The following is a 16,320-nucleotide window of genomic DNA, read 5'->3' as shown; positions in this document are numbered from 1 at the left end:
CAGGATTAATTAGCCCACTATCCACCCTAACCCGGCCAGCGATAAGGACGCTGGCCGTTTTCTCCCTCACCACCTGTCTTCTTCTCCCGCTTATCACCCGTCCTTTTCCTCGTTTTATCCCCTGTTTGTGATGGGGAAACCAAACTGGAGCGGCGCGAGCCGCCGTCTCCGATCCGCCCCGCAGGGGGCTTTTCTGAATGAGAGTGAACCGTGGATATGCTTTTAAACGGTGTCATGCTGGGCAGGGCGTTTGGCGCCACGCTGGATGACACAAAAAAATCGCTGCAGTCACTTAGTGATAGCCTCAAGCAAGCTCAGGAACGGCAGCGGCAGTTTAATCAGTCGCTGGAGCGCTTTGGCGCTATTAGCACGCAAATTGTGTCTCAGTTAAACCAGTCGCTGGAGCGTTTCGGTGCTGTTTGCACACAAACCGTATCCCAATTAAATCAGTCGCGGCTTGAACTGGAAATCAATCAGGAGCGGCTAGCGAGCAGTCAGCCACGTCAGGAAGCGCTACGTGAGAACCATACCGAACGCACCGAAAGCTTCCAGGAAATAAAGGAGACATTTGGTTCGGTGATGGCACCTATTGTGGCGTCGGTCACACGCTATGCGTCATTTGAGGCGCAATTGCGTGATATCCGCGTTGCACATGGGATGTCGAGCGAGCAAGAAAAAGAGATGGGGCAGCGCCTGCGTCAATATTCTCAACAGGTGAACCAAACGCCGGATGCATTGCTCAGCAGTGCCGGAAAGTTGCTTGATAACGGGATGTCGCAGCAGCAGGCAACGGATGTTGCGGCAGTGTTGGGGAAAACCTCAACGGCATCCGGCGCGGCGTTGTCCGATCTTACCGCGCTCGCGACCACGCTTGATGACGAGTTTAACCTGAAAGGCGCGAAGGCACTGGAGGAATCCTTCTCTCGCATGTTGGCGGGCACTAAACAGGGTTTCTCCATGGCGTCGATGACGCAATATGCAACCGAGCTGGCTCCAGGATTTACGGCGATGGGGGCGACGGGTAATCAGGCGCTGAGCCAATTGGTTTCCAGTCTGAGTGCGACAAAAGGTGCGGATACGGAAGCGAACACGGCTGCCCGGCTGGGGAGTTTCATGAATGCCGTGGGACGAACCGACATTGCCGACAGTTACTATAACGCGGGCGTAGATTATAACGCATCACTAAAAAGCTACATGAAAGGTGGGTATTCACAGTACGACGCTGCGGTTCAGATTAGTAACCGATTTATCGACAGTAAAGGCAGCCAATTCCAGAAACAATGGGACATGGCCAGTAAATCGGGCAACGTGGATGCGCAGCAAAGTTTAATGCAGCGCTACGGATTGCAGGAGGTGTTCCGTACGCCAGAAGCCGTCAATCATGCGTTGTCGATGAAGCAGAACTGGCAGAGCTATCAAGCGAACCAACAGCGGATGAACAGCCCGGCGGCTACGCAAACGCTGGATCTCGACTTCGCCCAGCAGAATGACACATTGACCGGGCGCTGGAAGCAAATGACAACGTCAGTGATGAATATTGCACTCAATGTGGGTGAAGCGCTGACGCCAGTATTGGTTTCTCTGAGTGATGTGCTGATCCCTATTTTGGATCAATTGGTGACCTGGACAGCCGAGAACCCCGAACTGGTTCGCGGCATTGTGGTGACCGTTGCGAGTTTATTTATGTTCGGAAAAGCGGTGAGTGGCGCGTGGCAGGGGATTAGCACGCTGTTATCTTGGTTTCAGGCATTCAAGGACGGTATTTTACAGATTAAGACGGGCTGGCAACTATTTTCCGCAGGGCTAAGAACAACGGGATTCTTGCAGGGGCTTGGCGCAGCATTGCACTGGCTGGTTGGTGGAGCCGGAACATTAGGGCGCATGCTTGGCGGAGTGTTACGTAGCGGCTTGATGATGGCGGGCCGAGCAGTATTGTTTCTAGGACGTATGCTGCTAATGAATCCGATTGGCTTGGCAATAACGGCAATAGCAGGGGCAGCTTACCTGATTTACCGATATTGGGAGCCGATTAGTGCATTCTTTAAAAACCTCTGGTCACAAGTTAGTCAGGCTTTTAATGCGGGGTGGGAGGCGCTCAGCAATGCGGTATCTGGCGGAGTAGCTGGTATTGCGGCGTTACTGCTCGACTGGTCACCATTTGGCGTGCTGTATTCCATCTTTGCCGATACTGTCAGTGATTTGGGCATCCAACTTCCTGGTAGTTTAAGTGAACTCGGTGGCGTGATTATTGACGCATTGGTTAAGGGGATGATCAGTTATTTCCCCGAGATAAAAAATGTCCTGAAAACGATCGATGAATTTATTCCCGATAGCGTTAAAAATTTTCTGGGTATCGGCTCGAAAACCGTGTCTATCGAAGCTAGCGGTCAATCTGTGGCTGCCAATGTGATAACTCCACCCGTTCTGCAACCCACGTCGGTATCTGCACTGTCGCTACAGCCAACACTGCCTGTTGAATCACCTAACGCTGAGAGCAATGTGTCAACCCCGCAACAGCGTGTTGCACTGACACCAACTGTCGGTGGAGCAAAAGGTAAGTTAGTCACCGCAGCCCCTTCCGAACGTGTTCAGGTTGCTTTCTCACCCACCATTTATCTCAACGGTCAGAAGGCAGCGCCAACGCCTGAAATGACGAAGACGCTGACGCTTAGCATGAATGAACTGGAAAATATGTTGAACAAGCTGCTCACCCAGCGTGAGCGCAGGGGGTACGCCTGATGTTTGCGGTATTAGGAAATATTGAATTTAAAGTGACCGCCTACTGGGACGGCTTCAATACGTCATTCGGCGCAGATTATGCCGAGCATGGCCGCATTGAGGGTAAACCCGGTCTGCAGTTCATCGGTGCGAAGCTGGACGAGATTAATATTAGCCTCGTGTTTCACAAGCAGTACTGTACGCCGGATGTGGAGCTGAAACGGTTGGTTGAGGCGATGCGGGCGCATCAGGCAATGGCGTTAGTCTTCGGCAATGGGGATTATCGTGGCTGGTTTGTGATTACGGCACTGACCTCGACCAGCGAACATACCGACGCGAAGGGCAACGTATTGGCCATGAATGCCGCGCTAACGCTGCGAGAATACATTGGCGATCCGAAGAATCCGCTCAAGCCGCCTGCGATAGAGACCCCTGTTCCTAACGTCAGCGCCATCACCACGGCGGTCCAGAAAGTGAGCAATTTTTCAGCTTCACTACGCACGGCTGTCACGTATGCCAAGAAGGCACAATCTGCCGTTAAGGCGGTGAGAACCACCGTTCAGATTGTAAAACGGATGAAGGACAATCCCGAAACCGCGCTGTTGCAAATTCCCGGACTGCTAACGCAAGTCGGGAATGTATTGACGCCGTTAAGTCAGGTGGTGCCGGCGTTTAAAACAGCGGCAGAGGCCATATCTGATACGGCGGTTCAGGCAGAGAAGATGATGCCTGAAATTACAGCGGTTAATAACGCGGCGAATGAAATGCTGAAGCAGGTCAAGCAAGTTGCCGTCTTGTTGCAGGGCGTCGACAGCAAAAATGTTATCGAGAAGCTGGAAGCCATTAGTAAACATGTTGAGGCCGCGAGCGACACATTTAAAGGCGCTGAACCTGCGCTGAGCAAACTGACGGCAGAAATCGTGAAGAGGGTTGAAGCATATGCACCTTGAACATATCACTACACAGGGCGAACGCTGGGATACCTTGTCCTACCTGTATTACGGCGATCCGCTTGGCTATCCGCGGATCATTGCGGCTAACCCGCATGTACCCATCGTACCGCTGTTGCCATCGGGTGTGGTGGTGCTGATTCCGATTATTGAACAGGCAGAGGCCAGTAAAGCGGAGGACACCCCACCATGGCTGCGTTAACGGAAGAACTAACCCTGCTCTCTCCAGCGGTGTCGGAAGTACTGCAACCGGCGTTCACCCTGTGGTATCTGCAAAAGGATATCACCAATGATATCGCACCGTATGTTACCAGCGTGACGTATACCGACAGCATCAAGAATGAATCGGATTCGATCGAGGTCAGGCTCGATGATACCGATGGTCGCTGGATGGATAAGTGGTATCCCGGCACGGGCGATACATTATCGCTCAAGCTAGGCTATCTCGGTGAAATGCTGTTTGACTGCGGTACTTTCTCGATTGATGAAATTGAGGTTAGCGCACCGCCGAGCGAAGTGATGATTCGCGGCGTCGCGACATCGGTCAATCGTGCATTGCGAACCAAATCAAACTGCGGTTTTGAAGATACGACGTTAGCTGCCATTGCGACGCGCATCGCGAAAAAGCATCAGTTGATGCTCGTAGGGATGATTCAGATCATCAAGATCGATCGCGTTACGCAATATGCGGAAACCGATGTCGCTTTTCTAAAGCGGCTCGCCAGTGAATATGGCTATGCCGTGAAAGTGGTCAGCGACCAGCTGATTTTTTCCCATCTGGCAACGCTGCGCAATCAGGCGTCTGTTCGACAAATTAAGCCAACGGACGTCGCGCGTTTTTCACTGAGCGACACGATCAGCCACGTCTATAAAAACGCCAAGACGAAATATCAGAAAGGGAGTGAAAAGAAACTGATGGTTTGTGAAGCCAACGGTGGCGCGAACGACGAAATGAAGTCTGCTGGTGCTGAGACTAGTGCGGATACGTTGAAAGTTAACGTGCGCGCGGCGGATGCTTCTGGAGCGAGGATGAAAACGGATGCTGCATTGGATGCGCACAACGAAAAGCAACAAAAGGGGTCGATGACATTGATGGGCAGCCCGCAGTTGGCGGCGGGGAATAAAGTTGAGCTGGTGTCGTTCGGCCAACTTTCTGGCCATTGGTTGATCGAATCGGCTCGCCATGTTCTGGAACGTGGCAGTGGTTACACCACGGAGATTGGGTTGATTCGTGGGCCGATTACGGCGGGCAAGCGAAAATCGGAGAGCGGAAAAACGCTGGTGACTTACCACCCGAATGGCAGCCAGACAACACGGACGGTCAAGAGTAAAAAGGAGGTGTTGCCATGAGTTTATCTCGTCGAATTGGCACGATAAGCGCGGTGGATGAGGCTCGCGTAATGGTGCGCGTTCGTCTACCAGAGTGTGACAATCTGCGTACGGCCTGGCTGCCGGTATTACAGCGCAATACGCAGAATAATAAGGATTATTGGTTACCGGATATTGGCGAACAGGTCGAAATTCTGCTGGATGGCAACGGCGAGGACGGCCTGGTGCTGGGGGCGATTTATTCTGCCGCCGATGTGCCAACGCTGGCAGATAAGGACAAAAGGGCGGTAACGTTCGCTGACGGCGCGCATATTGAATACGATCGCCGGACGCATACGTTAACGATCAACGGCGGCGTGCAGCATATTGCGATTAGCAGCGGTACTGACGTGGTGGTTAACGCTCAGCGTGTCACTATTAATGCGCCAGAAACGACGGTGACTGGCAAGCTACTGGTGCAAGGGCAACTCACTTACGAGAGCGGGATGTCCGGTTCCGGCGGTGCCAGCCTCAGTGGTGATGTCAGTATCTCCGGCAACGTCAGCGCCAGCGGCAGCGTCATGGATGCTGGTGGCAACTCCAACCACCACTCGCACTAACGTTTTTCTAAACCGCTTTACAATTCTTTCCTCTCACCGGGGGCGACAATAGCCCCCTATGAAAACTCAATCTGTTTTTTGGCAACCGGCGCTGCAACGTTCTGGCGACATCGTCGAAGGAACGGCAGATATCATGCAGGCGATTCACATCATCCTGCGGACACCCTGCGGCAGCGACCCACATCGGCCTGACTTTGGTAGCAACCTACATCTGTATCTCGATTATCCGATCGAACGTGCGATCCCGCATGTCGTCAGGGAATCGGTAGAAGCGATCAAACGATGGGAACCTCGCTGCCAGTTACTGGCGGTTAAACCTTCTGTGAATGGGGCTCACCTGACGCTGCACGTTAGCTGGAAAACCGCTAATGGCGCGACACAGACCACGGAGTTGTTATGGCGCTGACAGAACCCAATTTTATTGAACGCGATGCGGCGAAGATTACCGCCGAAATGATCGCGAAATATGAAGCTGATTCGGGGAAAACACTCTATCCGGCGCAGGCCGAACGCCTGCTGATTAACCTCTTTGCTTACCGGGAAACTTTATTGCGTAGTGCGGTCCAGGAAACCGCCAAGCAGAACCTGGTTGCGTTTGCTCGTGCACCGATGCTGGATTATCTGGCAGAACTGGTTGGCGTCTACCGTTTGGCGGCGCAGCCGGCGCGTGCAGAACTTCGCTTTACCCCTGAAACGCCGTTAGCCAGCGATCTGCTGATTCCTGCGGGCACTCGCGTTAGTGCGTCGGACAGCGTGATTTTCACCACCGACAGCGACGCGCTGCTGAGAGCGAACGGCAGCGGTGTCACCGTGCTGGCGACCTGTACCGAAAGTGGTGATGTGGGCAATGACTGGCTGCCTGCCCAAATCAGTACGCTGCTGGATGAAATTGGCGACAGCGATTTAAGCGTCGTCAATATCACCAAGAGCAGCGGCGGTTCCGCCGAGGAAGATGACGATCGCCTGCGTGAACGTGTTCAACTGGCACCGGAATCGTTCAGTACGGCGGGATCGAAACTGGCATATCGCTTTCATGCGATGCGGGCACACCAAAACATTGTCGATGTGGCGGTGATGTCGCCCGAACCGGGCGAAGTGGTGTTGTATCCGTTGCTCAGTACTGGCCTGCCGGACAGCAGCATGCTTTCGCTGGTGGAAAGTTTTTGCTCTGACGAACAGGTGCGTCCACTGACGGATTTTGTTTCCGCCAAATCCCCCACGCAGGTGGATTACGCCATCAGCGCCAAATTGACGCTGTTTAACGGCGAACAGGCTGGCGTCGTTCAGGCCGCTGCGGAGAAAGCGGTGCAGGCCTGGGTTGAAACCCGTACCGCCACGCTAGGGCGTGACATTGTCCCAAGCCAGATTATCGCCACGTTATCCATTCCCGGCGTGTATCAGGTGGAGCTCGTTTCGCCGTCATTGATGGTACTTGATGACAGTGAATGGGCGAACTGTACGGGCATCAATGTCAGCGTCGTCGGGGTGTCGAATGGCTGATTCACTGCAACTGTTGCCACCGCCGTTGGCGGCTGACGCCCGCTTTCGTTCGCTGGCGGAATTGGCCGACCGCTTTGATGACATCGATCTGAATGCCTTGCTGGTTTATCTGATTGATATTGCAGACAGCAGTGCGTTGCCCTGGCTGGCAGAACAGTTCTCGTTGTTTGGCGACGGCTGGGAACTGGCGGAATCGGATGATTCTAAACGTGCACTGATCAAGGCCGCTATCGATCTGCATCGAAACAAAGGTACACCCTGGAGCATTAAAGAGATCATCCGCCGCTTCGGCTTTGGTGACAGCACGCTAATCGAAAATATTGGCCGCCTGAGCTACGACGGCGAAACCACCTACAACAACCTTTACGTGCACGGCGATAAAGCAGCGTGGGCGGTTTATCGCGTACTGCTAAAACAACCGATTACCAACGATCAGGTCAGAATGCTGCGCAATGCCATTGGGATGTTTGCCCCTGCACGGTGTCATCTGGCCAGCATCGAATATTGGGAAGTGCCTATCCGCTACAACCGGACGGCAACATACGACAGTAACTACAATCATGGGAGCGCTTAAACATGGCGAATTTGTCAGAGAACCCACAATGGGTTGACGGCATTTACCAAATCGAAACGTCAGATCCGGTCGTAGGTGGACCGGACGGTGTTTCAAACCGACAGGCTAAAGAATTGTCCAGTCGTACCAGCTATTTGAAAAAAGAGCAGGAAAAAACGGGTAGCGATCTGGCAACACACGCCACCGCCGCCGATCCGCATACGCAATATGCGCCGAAGGCGAATCCCACCTTCACCGGCACCCCGAAAGCGCCAACACCTGCAACTGACAGCAATAGTCAGCAGGTGGCGACGACGGCATTTGTGCGCTCGGTCGGTGCGACGAAACTGGCGAAAGACCAAAACGGTGCAGATATTCAGGATAGAGAACTGTTTAACCGCAATCTTGGTTCATCGCGTGCATACAGTTCCTCGATCCCCATCGGGGGAAGTGCCGGTTTATGGACAACCGCTGAGTTTATTGGTTGGTTAGAAAGTCAGGGCGCTTTTGTTCATGCCTATTGGGTGTGTCGTGGTTCGTGGTCGTACACCCACAATAAAATTATCTCTGATACAGAGTGTGGTCAGATACCACTGGCTGGCTCTGTTGTTGAGGTTATGGGGCAACACGATGCCACGACAATCAGGGTAACTACGCCTTCAACAACACCAGCTGGGTTTAGCGACTCAGCGAATGCACAATTTACTTATGTCTATAACGGTGTTGATTATTCTCCTGGCTGGAGACGTGATTACAATACGAAGAATAAACCTACTGCGGCCGATATTGGTGCATTACCTGAGAAAGCAATCGCTCAGGCGGCGACAAAACTTGCAACACCCCGGACAATCAACGGCGTGCCGTTTGATGGCACGGCCAATATTGCGCTGACTCCCGCAAACCTCGGTTTAACTGAGACGGTTAATCTTGCTGCTGGGGCGTTGGAAAAAGCCAAGAATGGCGCGGATATTTCTGATAAAACTGCGTTTTACAACAATGTGGTACTACGCGGCACATTAGTAGATGGTATGACCTTCGCCAACTGCGATAAAGCGGGTGAGTATGTTGTTGCGATAAACGATCCCAATACCGTTTCTGACATGCCTGTTTATAAAGGGCAGAAATTATACGGATATGGTGTGCTTCATGTTTTTCAGCACGGTAATTTCGTAGCACAAGAATATATCAATCATAGTGGAGACTATGCCTGGCGGCAGAAGTGGGATGATGGTCTTAATGCGCCTTGGGTGATTGCACTCAGTTCGTCACGCGTACCGACAGCTGCTGATGTGGGTGCTATAACCAAAACGGATGCCGATAGTCATTATGTTCATCAGGGGTCATCAGGTGTTATCTATCAGGACAGCGACCTCGCATGGAATAGCCCGACCGGTGCGTATTTAAAAGATAATGGTACACACTCATCCCTAATTTGGCATATGGGTTTAAATACTGGTTCTGCATCAGCAGCTCAGTTCTATTTTGATTTTGCTAATGGCGGAATAAAATATCGAAGCTCTCGCGATAATAGCGGTTTTGAAAAACCGTGGGCGCGTATTTATACCGACCAGGATAAACCTACGGCTGCGGAGATTGGGGCATTATCTCTCAATGAAATTGTCGGTATTCCTATGCCATGGCCACAGGGAACAGCACCTTCAGGTTGGTTAAAGTGTAACGGACAGGCATTTGATAAAAATGTCTATCCACTTTTAGCACAAGCTTATCCATCAGGAATACTACCCGATCTTCGTGGTGAGTTTATTCGTGGCTGGGATGATGGGCGCGGTGTGGATACTGAGCGCGGACTATTTTCAGAGCAAAGTGATGCAATCAGAAATATAACTGGAAGCCTACTTTATGGGCATGATGCTGATGTTACTGCACCAACTAAGAACTCTTCTTCAGGGGCCATGTATTACGATACAAGTGCGAAGCTATACGACAGGGATAGTTACCTAACCCTTAGCAATAGCACAACGGCAAATTCATGGTATCCAGCGACATTAGATGTTTCCCGTGTTGTACCAACGGCAAACGAAAATCGCCCCCGAAATATCGCATTTAACTACATCGTGAGAGCAGCATAATGAAAAGTTATTCTATTGAAGTTAACTCAGCAAAAATGAATGAATCAGGTTTTAGCCTTCAGGCAGGTTGGATTACTGTTTATCAGGTTCATCCAACAAGCCGAGAGTATATTAGCGCTAATTATGAATATTTGCCTATTGGTGTAGGTGTACCTGCTGGTAGTTACATTGACGTTCCAGAACTTCCTCAGGCAGGTTTGGCTCTAAGGCGTAGCGCGGATGGAAAGCAGTGGGAGCATGTATCTGACTATCGCGGTCAGACGGTTTATAATACGGAAACCCGTCAACCCAATAAGGTTACGGATATGGGCGAATTGCAAGCCAATCAGACTTTATTGGTACCGACCTCTGAATTTGATAAATGGGAGGATGGACAATGGGTAACCGATCTGGAAGCTCAACGTCAAGTATTAGTCGCAAATAAAAAAGTGGAACTTAATACCAGGTTATCTCAAGCAAGTGAGCGCATTCAGGTACTCAGCGATGCCGTTGAGCTAAACCTGGCAACAGAAGAAGAAAAAAATGAGCTGAAAGCGTGGAAAACCTACCGCTTACAGCTCAGTCGAGTTGATATTAATTTAGAGGGATTTATTTTTCCTGATGCACCATTTTTAGCATAATTTAACTAACGAGTTCTTCTGGCTATTCAACGTTTGGCGCTGTTGATGCATCAAAACGTATCAACAGCGTCCGATTTTTTAATTAAAGATGATTTTTATTTAAATTACATTGTTAAAATTATTAAATTCAATAATTTAAGGGTGTTATATTTTTTCAGAGGCAAAACGAATAGTGGCATTACCATTAGCTGCTTCGATTGAATTTGTTTTTTTCTTAAAAAATTTAAAAACTCATAAAATTGTTGATCCCCAATCAATAAAACATTGCATAATTTTCAGGCGAAAGGCATTCATTTTCGCAGCCTGACAGATAGTATTGATACTTCTACCCCCGCGGGTCGTTTTTTCTTTCATGTGATGAGCGCACTGGCAGAGATGGAACGGGAACTGATTGTCGAACGGACGCGGGCTGGCCTCGATGTTGCTCGGTTGCAGGGTCGCATCGGCGGGCGAAAACGGCTTATGACGCAAGATGTGCTTTGTCGAGCCGAGGCGATGTTAGCGACAGGGGCAACGCGCCTTCAGGTGGCGAATATCGTCGGCGTGTCAGAAAAAACCATCTATAAATACTTTCCTGCGCGGAGTAAGGATGGCGTTCCTGACGCTGGTCCAAAAGCAGCGCGATAGCAATTTCCTCTGCGCCACAGTGACCAGAAACCCGGTAAACATGTTATTTTCATTGATAAGTTCTTTACTGTGTCGCCGAAAATAAGAGGCCAGCATGGATTACACCAAAATTATCAAAGAAGTGGGGCGCGGGAAAAATCATGCGCGTGATGTCGATCAGGCAACGGCTTATGAACTGTATAGCGCGATGCTGCGCGGTGACGTGCCGGAGCTGGAGCTCGGTGGGCTGCTGATTGCGTTTCGCATCAAAGGCGAATCGGAAGCTGAGATGTTGGGATTTTATCAGGCGATGAACGAGCATGTATTGCGCCTGACCCCGCCTGCGGGCTTTCCTATGCCCGTCGTGGTCCCTAGCTATAACGGGGCACGCAAGCAAGCAAACCTGACGCCGCTGTTGGCGCTGCTGTTGGCAAAATTGGGTTTTCCGGTCGTGGTTCACGGCGTCAGCGACGATCCGACTCGTGTTACCAGCGCCGAGATTTTGCGTAATCTTGGCGTAACGATTGCGGAGAGTGCCGAGCAGGCTCAGCAGGAGCTTGATAACGGCAGTCCGGTATTTATTCCTGTGTCGACGTTATGCCCGGCCATCGATCGCCAGTTACAGCTGCGCTGGCGGATGGGGGTGCGTAACAGTAGCCACACGCTGGCTAAGGTGGCGACGCCGTTTGGTGAAAGCGACGCGCTGCGCGTCGCCAGCGTTTCCCATCCTGAATATGTTTCCCGCGTGGGGACGTTTTTTAATGACATCAACGGGCGCGCACTGCTGATGCACGGCACGGAAGGGGAGGTGTACGCCAACCCACAGCGCTGCCCGGAAATTCATTTTATCCATCAGCAAAATATCAAAATTCTACAGCTTCGGCAGGATATCAGCGTCGCACCCGATGCGTTGCCGATTGCGAAGGATGCCGCAACGACGGCGCGCTGGGCGGTACAGTGTCTGACGGGTGAAATTGCTATACCGCAGGCGATTCGTCTGCAACTGGCGTGCTGTCTGGTTGCCGCCGGCGAAGCGGCGACAATGGAACAGGCTGTCGCCACGATTAAGAAACGCCTCGGCTGATTGGTTTGCCGGAGCGGGTTCGGACGCGGTTTATCGCGCCACTTCACGCAGCCAGACGGCTGCCATTTGAAGAGAGAAGGAATAGCATGCAACAGGTAGCGGACTATTTTAACGCCTTGAATCGCGACTATCTTGCGGTTCATCAGGCGAAAGAAGAACTGTTTTGGCAACTGTATATGGGAACGGGCAACGATGACGTGTCCGAGAGTTTCTCCGCCGCAGAAAGTGCGTATAAGCGTTTTATTTCGCAGCCGCAGCGTCTGGCTGAGCTAAGAACCCATCTTGCGACACTGGAAAACAGCCCACGTAATGAGCAACAGCAGGCGCTGTCGCACGGTTTGCAAGGCTGGTATCGGTTTTTCGACTGCAATGTGATTGAAGATCCGCAGGCGCAGGCGTTGATGGATGAGATTATCACCGCCGAAAGTGCGTTATATGCCAAGCGTAAATCCTATGAAATGACGCATCTGGATGCCAAGGGGGAACGGGTTTCCGCCTCGCTCGGAGAACTGCTGACCAACCAGACGACCAATGATACCGAAGCCTATCGTCAAAGTTCCCAGCAGGCGCTGCGCGATCTCGAACAGTGGCTGTTGCAGAATGGTTTCCCAGAGCTGATTTCACTGCGTAACCGCTTCGCCCGTCAGATGGGCTATCGCAACTATTTTGACTATAAGGTCAACAAGACGGAGCGGATGACGCCGGAGCAGCTCTTTGCCATCCTCGATCCTTTTGAAGAACAGACGCGTGAAGCGAATACTCGCAGCCTGAAAAATCTGGCGGATGAAAAGGGTGAAGATGCTCTACAGCCGTGGAATATTCGCTATGCCAGCGCGGGCGATGTGACGCGTCAACTCGACCCCTATTTCCCTTTCTCTGCATCGCTGGAGCGTTGGATCAACAGCTTTAAGCGTCTGCGCATTGGGTTTAACGGTGCAGAAATGCAGCTCGATTTGCTGGTGCGCAAAGGTAAATACGAGAACGGCTTTATGCACGGCCCGGTGCCGCCGTTTGTGCAGGAAGGAAAATGGGTTCCGGCACGGATTAATTTCACCAGTCTGGCAAAGCCGGATCAAATTGGCAGCGGTGCGAGCGGCATTAATACGTTGTTTCATGAAGGTGGACACGCCGCGCATTTTGCCAATATTCGGCAGAACGCCCCCTGTTTTTCACAGGAGTTCCCACCAACCTCAATGGCTTATGCGGAAACGCAGTCCATGTTCTGCGACAGCCTGCTGGGTGATGCTGATTGGCTAAAACGCTATGCAAAGAATGCGCAGGGAGAGACGATTCCTGATGAATTAATCCGTGCGGATATCAGCACGCAGCAGCCAATGCGAGCCTTTAGTGAGCGACACATCCTGCTGGTGCCGTATTTTGAGTGGCAACTCTACTCGTGGGACGACGAAGCGCGTACGCCAGAAGCGATGACGAAACTGGCGCGCGACACTGAGCAGCGTATTTTGGGTATTAGCGGTAGCCCACGCCCGACGCTGGCGATCCCTCATCTGCTGTCTATGGAGTCGGCGTGTTCTTATCAGGGATACCTGCTGGCATTGATGGCGGTGGAGCAGACGCGCAGCTATTTCCTGCAACGTGACGGTTACCTGACGGATAACCCGGCTATCGGCCCTGACTTGGCACAACACTACTGGCATCCGGGCAATAGCGTAAGTCATGACGATACGCTGCGTAGCCTGACCGGCGAGGGTTTCAATCCCGCTTATCTGGCGCAGGCCTGTAATCTGACGGTTGATGAAGCCTGGCAACAGGCAGAAGAGATGATGGCGCAGGCGGCGGGTCGTCCTCAGCCTGCTGCGGATTTCGATCTGTCTGCGCGTATTCGTGTGGTCGATGGTAGCCGCGTGCTGGCAGATAATGAACAGAGCGACGAGAAGATGTGCCAGGATTTTGCGGCGTTTACTGAACGAGAATATCCGCGTTCGCAGGCATAACGTTCGTTGACATCACAAGTAAGATAAAGGGGGCGAAAGCCCCCTTGTTGATCAAGATACGTGTTGCAGGAATTCACGCAGGCGGTCGCTGGGTGGATTCGTAATCAGCGTTTCCGGGTCGCCATCTTCTGCGATGCGGCCTTTATCAATAAAGATCAGACGCGAAGCCACTTTATGGGCAAAGCCCACTTCGTGAGTGACAATGACCATCGTCATGCCTTCTTCGGCCAGATCTTTCATGACGGTCAGCACTTCATGACGCAGTTCTGGGTCGAGTGCAGAGGTCGGCTCATCAAACAGCATCAGCTTCGGTTTAACCGCTAACGCGCGGGCGATGGCCACACGCTGTTGTTGGCCACCGGAAAGCTCGGAAGGGTAGTGGTGGGCGCGTTCTGACAGACCCACTTTCGCCAGCAATTCCAGCGCTAACTTCTCGGCATCAGCTTTACTCGCGCCGCGAACCCGAATAGGGCCGAACGCGACGTTTTCCAGCGCGGTAAGATGCGGGAACAGATAAAACTGCTGGAATACCATCCCCGCTTCCTGACGGATTAAACGCTCGTCAACGCGCGGATCGTTCACTTTAAGGCCATCAACAACCAATTCGCCGCTGGTAATTTCTTCCAGCTTATTGATACAGCGCAGCAGCGTGGATTTACCAGAACCCGAAGGCCCGATGATAACCACAACTTCACCCTGACCGATGGTGAGATCGATGTTGTGTAAGACCTGTGTCTTGCCAAAGTGTTTGGATACGTTTTTAAATTCAATCATATAATCTTAAGTCTTCTTTCCAGACGACGCAGAATAAAGCTGAGGACCAGCGTGATGCACAGGTAAATAATGGCAACCGCAGTCCAGATTTCCAGCGCACGGAAGTTGCCCGCGATGATTTCCTGACCTGAACGCGTGAGTTCAGCCACGCCGATGACAATAAACAGTGACGTATCTTTGATGCTGATAATCCACTGGTTACCCAGCGGCGGCAGCATGCGGCGCAGGGCGAGTGGGGCAATCACATGGCGTAACGTCGCGCTGCGAGACAGCCCAAGCGCCAGACCCGCTTCACGGAAGCCGTTATGAATCGACAATACCGAACCACGGGTGATTTCCGCGATGTAAGCACCTGAGTTGATCATGATGGTGACGACGGCGGCGGCAAAAGGGTCGATTCGTACGGAGGTGAAAATCATCGGCAAGGCGAAGTAAATAAACATCACCTGCACAACGATTGGGGTGCCGCGAATAATTTCAATAAAAACGAGCGAAATGCGGCTGGAAAACCAGCCGCCGTAGGCGCGGGCAAAACCCGCGACCACGCCAATCACCAGGCCGCCAAGCAGACCCAGAACAGAAATCAACAACGTCATTTTTGCCCCTTCCATCAGGAGGGGCAGAGAAGGCCAAATGGCGCTCCAGTCAAACTGCATGGAATATCTCCAGATTAAATCGGCAATTACTTAGGTTCTACGCCAAACCACTTCTTGTAGATCTCAGCATAAGTGCCGTTTTCACGCAGTGTTTTCAGGGCGCCATTCACTTTTTCACGCAGCTCGTTGCTGCCTTTCGGGAACGCGATACCGTATTGCTGGGCTTTAATGGAATCACCGACCGCTTTAAACTGGCCGTTGCCTGCGGTTTTGATGAAGTAGAGGATATTTGGCGTATCGTGCAGCACTGCGTCAGCACGGTTGGTGCCCAGTTCCATGTAGGCATTGTCGATGTTCGGGAACTGGCGCAGATCTTTGGTTTTGATATTGGTTTTCGCGTAATCAACGGAACCTGTGCCGCTCTTTACCGCAACGACTTTACCCGCCAAATCCTGCTCGCCTTTGATGTCGTTGTTGTCTGCTTTGACCATGACCAGCAGGCCGCTGTCATAGTAACCATCAGAGAAATCGATTGCTTTTTTACGCTCTTCAGTAATCGTAATGCCTGCAAGCGCCAGATCGATGTTACGTGTTTGCAGTGCGGGAATAATGCCGCCGAAGTCCATTGGCTTCAGGGTGTACTTCAGGTCGAGCTGTTTAGCGATAGCATCCCAGAGGTCGATGTCAAAACCGACGTACTTGTCGCCTTGTTTGAACTCAAAAGGGACGAAAGCGGTGTCTGTAGCGACAATCAGTTCTTTCTCAGCAGCATAGCTAGATACGCTCATCATTAGCGTCAGTGCAGCCAAAGAGGCCTTAAGTAGTGATTTCATCAAACCCTTCCTATTAGCAGTTGTGGGAGCTTTTTGTTTTACAGGCGTTTTAAGCATAGTACATCGTACGAAAGTGAAACCTGGGTCAGTTACTCTGCGTTGTGCTTAACCTG

Annotated in this window: 15 protein-coding genes and 1 pseudogene; 13 read left to right on the top strand and 3 right to left on the bottom strand. The window is 51.8% G+C overall.

Annotated elements, in window-relative coordinates; translation table 11 throughout:
* Window positions 1-216: 216 nt before the first annotated feature.
* The 13 genes and pseudogenes from QWJ20_RS02525 to QWJ20_RS02465 all read left to right on the top strand — a co-directional run bounded on the left by QWJ20_RS02525 (window position 217) and on the right by QWJ20_RS02465 (window position 14,004).
* The gene (locus QWJ20_RS02525; RefSeq protein WP_433992371.1) at window positions 217-2,739 is read left to right on the top strand and encodes a phage tail tape measure protein; all 2,523 of its coding nucleotides are present in this window, start codon (window positions 217-219) and stop codon (window positions 2,737-2,739) included.
* Complete coding sequence (locus tag QWJ20_RS02520) at window positions 2,739-3,668, top strand: phage tail protein (RefSeq protein WP_127156913.1); 930 nt, start codon at window positions 2,739-2,741, stop codon at window positions 3,666-3,668. Before QWJ20_RS02525 ends, QWJ20_RS02520 begins: the two co-directional genes overlap by 1 nt.
* On the top strand, window positions 3,658-3,870 hold the full coding sequence (locus tag QWJ20_RS02515) for a tail protein X (protein WP_014914964.1): 213 nt from the start codon (window positions 3,658-3,660) through the stop codon (window positions 3,868-3,870). The genes QWJ20_RS02520 and QWJ20_RS02515 overlap by 11 nt, the downstream gene beginning before the upstream one ends.
* Window positions 3,858-5,018: a phage late control D family protein gene (locus QWJ20_RS02510; protein WP_127156912.1), complete on the top strand. Its 1,161-nt coding sequence runs from the start codon at window positions 3,858-3,860 to the stop codon at window positions 5,016-5,018. Before QWJ20_RS02515 ends, QWJ20_RS02510 begins: the two co-directional genes overlap by 13 nt.
* A complete protein-coding gene (locus tag QWJ20_RS02505) occupies window positions 5,015-5,596 on the top strand; it encodes a phage baseplate assembly protein V (RefSeq protein WP_109412834.1) in 582 nt (193 codons plus the stop codon). The genes QWJ20_RS02510 and QWJ20_RS02505 overlap by 4 nt, the downstream gene beginning before the upstream one ends.
* A 58-nt stretch (window positions 5,597-5,654) precedes the next feature.
* On the top strand, window positions 5,655-6,002 hold the full coding sequence (locus tag QWJ20_RS02500) for a GPW/gp25 family protein (RefSeq protein ID WP_039273098.1): 348 nt from the start codon (window positions 5,655-5,657) through the stop codon (window positions 6,000-6,002).
* Window positions 5,993-7,096 (top strand): baseplate assembly protein, encoded by a 1,104-nt coding sequence (locus QWJ20_RS02495; protein ID WP_433991757.1) that lies wholly within the window; start codon window positions 5,993-5,995, stop codon window positions 7,094-7,096. The genes QWJ20_RS02500 and QWJ20_RS02495 overlap by 10 nt, the downstream gene beginning before the upstream one ends.
* Window positions 7,089-7,670: a phage tail protein I gene (locus QWJ20_RS02490; protein WP_249681439.1), complete on the top strand. Its 582-nt coding sequence runs from the start codon at window positions 7,089-7,091 to the stop codon at window positions 7,668-7,670. The genes QWJ20_RS02495 and QWJ20_RS02490 overlap by 8 nt, the downstream gene beginning before the upstream one ends.
* A gap of 2 nt (window positions 7,671-7,672) precedes the next feature.
* Window positions 7,673-9,739, top strand: a complete 2,067-nt coding sequence (locus tag QWJ20_RS02485) for a phage tail protein (RefSeq protein ID WP_433991756.1) — start codon at window positions 7,673-7,675, stop codon at window positions 9,737-9,739.
* Complete coding sequence (locus tag QWJ20_RS02480) at window positions 9,739-10,359, top strand: tail fiber assembly protein (protein WP_433991755.1); 621 nt, start codon at window positions 9,739-9,741, stop codon at window positions 10,357-10,359. Before QWJ20_RS02485 ends, QWJ20_RS02480 begins: the two co-directional genes overlap by 1 nt.
* 270 nt (window positions 10,360-10,629) lie before the next feature.
* Window positions 10,630-10,986: pseudogene (locus tag QWJ20_RS02475) on the top strand (recombinase family protein); the annotation flags it as partial.
* Window positions 10,987-11,080: 94 nt separating this feature from the next.
* Complete coding sequence (gene ybiB / locus QWJ20_RS02470; RefSeq protein ID WP_433991754.1) at window positions 11,081-12,049, top strand: DNA-binding protein YbiB; 969 nt, start codon at window positions 11,081-11,083, stop codon at window positions 12,047-12,049.
* An 86-nt stretch (window positions 12,050-12,135) separates the two neighbouring features.
* On the top strand, window positions 12,136-14,004 hold the full coding sequence (locus QWJ20_RS02465; protein ID WP_433991753.1) for a M3 family metallopeptidase: 1,869 nt from the start codon (window positions 12,136-12,138) through the stop codon (window positions 14,002-14,004).
* A 51-nt stretch (window positions 14,005-14,055) separates the two neighbouring features.
* Here QWJ20_RS02465 and glnQ read toward each other — a convergent pair whose 3' ends face one another.
* From glnQ to glnH, 3 genes are read right to left on the bottom strand one after another with little or no spacing between them, the layout of a single operon-like run.
* Window positions 14,056-14,778, bottom strand: coding sequence for a glutamine ABC transporter ATP-binding protein GlnQ (glnQ, locus tag QWJ20_RS02460; protein ID WP_014914973.1), 723 nt, complete (start codon window positions 14,776-14,778; stop codon window positions 14,056-14,058).
* A complete protein-coding gene (gene glnP / locus QWJ20_RS02455) occupies window positions 14,775-15,434 on the bottom strand; it encodes a glutamine ABC transporter permease GlnP (RefSeq protein WP_005972676.1) in 660 nt (219 codons plus the stop codon). The genes glnQ and glnP overlap by 4 nt, the downstream gene beginning before the upstream one ends.
* 26 nt (window positions 15,435-15,460) lie before the next feature.
* Window positions 15,461-16,207: a glutamine ABC transporter substrate-binding protein GlnH gene (glnH, locus tag QWJ20_RS02450; protein WP_433991752.1), complete on the bottom strand. Its 747-nt coding sequence runs from the start codon at window positions 16,205-16,207 to the stop codon at window positions 15,461-15,463.
* Between the last annotated feature and the right edge of the window lie 113 nt (window positions 16,208-16,320).

The sequence above is a fragment of the Pectobacterium sp. S5 genome, from assembly GCF_051707265.1.
GTDB lineage: Bacteria > Pseudomonadota > Gammaproteobacteria > Enterobacterales > Enterobacteriaceae > Pectobacterium > Pectobacterium polare.
Note: the sequence above shows the minus strand (reverse complement) of the source record. Positions and strands in the feature narration are given on the sequence as shown.

Coding starts and splice junctions, on each gene's coding strand:
- QWJ20_RS02525 (WP_433992371.1), top strand. CDS start 217: ATGCTTTTAAACGGTGTCATGCTGGGCAGGGCGTTTGGCGCCACGCTG.
- QWJ20_RS02520 (WP_127156913.1), top strand. CDS start 2,739: ATGTTTGCGGTATTAGGAAATATTGAATTTAAAGTGACCGCCTACTGG.
- QWJ20_RS02515 (WP_014914964.1), top strand. CDS start 3,658: ATGCACCTTGAACATATCACTACACAGGGCGAACGCTGGGATACCTTG.
- QWJ20_RS02510 (WP_127156912.1), top strand. CDS start 3,858: ATGGCTGCGTTAACGGAAGAACTAACCCTGCTCTCTCCAGCGGTGTCG.
- QWJ20_RS02505 (WP_109412834.1), top strand. CDS start 5,015: ATGAGTTTATCTCGTCGAATTGGCACGATAAGCGCGGTGGATGAGGCT.
- QWJ20_RS02500 (WP_039273098.1), top strand. CDS start 5,655: ATGAAAACTCAATCTGTTTTTTGGCAACCGGCGCTGCAACGTTCTGGC.
- QWJ20_RS02495 (WP_433991757.1), top strand. CDS start 5,993: ATGGCGCTGACAGAACCCAATTTTATTGAACGCGATGCGGCGAAGATT.
- QWJ20_RS02490 (WP_249681439.1), top strand. CDS start 7,089: ATGGCTGATTCACTGCAACTGTTGCCACCGCCGTTGGCGGCTGACGCC.
- QWJ20_RS02485 (WP_433991756.1), top strand. CDS start 7,673: ATGGCGAATTTGTCAGAGAACCCACAATGGGTTGACGGCATTTACCAA.
- QWJ20_RS02480 (WP_433991755.1), top strand. CDS start 9,739: ATGAAAAGTTATTCTATTGAAGTTAACTCAGCAAAAATGAATGAATCA.
- ybiB (WP_433991754.1), top strand. CDS start 11,081: ATGGATTACACCAAAATTATCAAAGAAGTGGGGCGCGGGAAAAATCAT.
- QWJ20_RS02465 (WP_433991753.1), top strand. CDS start 12,136: ATGCAACAGGTAGCGGACTATTTTAACGCCTTGAATCGCGACTATCTT.
- glnQ (WP_014914973.1), bottom strand. CDS start 14,778: ATGATTGAATTTAAAAACGTATCCAAACACTTTGGCAAGACACAGGTC.
- glnP (WP_005972676.1), bottom strand. CDS start 15,434: ATGCAGTTTGACTGGAGCGCCATTTGGCCTTCTCTGCCCCTCCTGATG.
- glnH (WP_433991752.1), bottom strand. CDS start 16,207: ATGAAATCACTACTTAAGGCCTCTTTGGCTGCACTGACGCTAATGATG.